Source organism: Pseudodesulfovibrio sp. S3 (assembly GCF_004025585.1).
GTDB lineage: Bacteria > Desulfobacterota > Desulfovibrionia > Desulfovibrionales > Desulfovibrionaceae > Pseudodesulfovibrio.
Genome location: NZ_QTZO01000041.1, coordinates 1 through 1,078, shown reverse-complemented (window position 1 = coordinate 1,078; position 1,078 = coordinate 1). Strand labels below are relative to the sequence as shown.

At 39.3% G+C, this 1,078-nt stretch carries 1 protein-coding gene; it reads left to right on the top strand.

What is annotated here, in order from left to right; all coding sequences use genetic code 11:
- Nucleotides 1–104: 104 nt before the first annotated feature.
- On the top strand, nucleotides 105–1,016 hold the full coding sequence (locus DWB63_RS17150; RefSeq protein ID WP_128330088.1) for a hypothetical protein: 912 nt from the start codon (nucleotides 105–107) through the stop codon (nucleotides 1,014–1,016).
- Nucleotides 1,017–1,078: the final 62 nt, after the last annotated feature.

Here is a 1,078-nt window from a genome sequence, read left to right as displayed (position 1 = left end):
GTAATTTAGTATGTGAATTGGCAGTAGTTAGCATAATTATACTGTTACCCGTTGACCAACTATAAAGGGGTATATATTTATTAAAAAAATTTTTGGAGATATAAATGTCTAAAGTTGTTTCAGCTGTTGCGATCCATGCTCTTAGGGAGGCTCTGACGTCAATCTATTGGTATAAAAAGGATTTAAAATTTTTTTTAAAGAATTGTATTAGCGATAAAACCATAATTGCTAGGATTGATTGGAGTAACTACAAGCATCAAATCGTGGCAGACTTGGTAGACATTCTTTGTTCTGATCAGGACAAATATCTCGGAGATATTCGTCGTCTCTTTCAGGAAGTGTCCAAGATGGATTCTTTTCAGCACCTTGAACATGTAGAAGACTCGCGAAACAAGATTAGAAAAGCAAAGACTGCAGTTGCCGAGTTGAAACGGATAGTTGATACACACGATGCTGCTACTGAAGCGAGCCAATTTTCAAAAGAAAGAAGAAAGAAGGAGGCGGAAAGGGTAAAACATAATCTGGCAATTAAGGATAAACTGGCAAAAATTAAAGTTGAGTATTTTTCACTTTTTGGTTCTGACTCTCCCCAGAAGCGTGGGTTTAAGCTTGAGAGCATTCTGTATGATTTGTTCGAGTTGTTTGATTTAGACCCCAAGGCATCATTTAGGAATACTGGAGAGCAAATTGATGGTGCATTTAGCTTAGAGGGGACTGATTATTTGTTTGAAGGGAAATGGCAGCAACAACCCTCTGGTTGCGCCGACTTAGATTCTTTTGCTGCCAAAATTAGTCGTAAGTTGGATAATACGCTCGGACTTTTTTTATCAATTAATGGATTCTCTGTGGACGGAGTGAAGGCCCATGCGGCTGGAAGGTCAGTTACTATCCTAATGACAGGCGCTGACCTAATGGCGGTATTAGAAGAGCGAATAGACTTTGTACAACTTATTAGACGTAAGAAGCGGCATGCCGCCCAAACAGGTGATATATTGTTAGAATTTAAAGATTTTTGAATTTCTATCTCTGCGAAGCGGCACCAAAAAGCTTTGGAAAAGGATGGGGATGGGGTCTGGGG

Excerpts from the sequence above, each read along its gene's own strand:
- DWB63_RS17150 (WP_128330088.1), top strand. The coding sequence starts at position 105 with ATGTCTAAAGTTGTTTCAGCTGTTGCGATCCATGCTCTTAGGGAGGCT.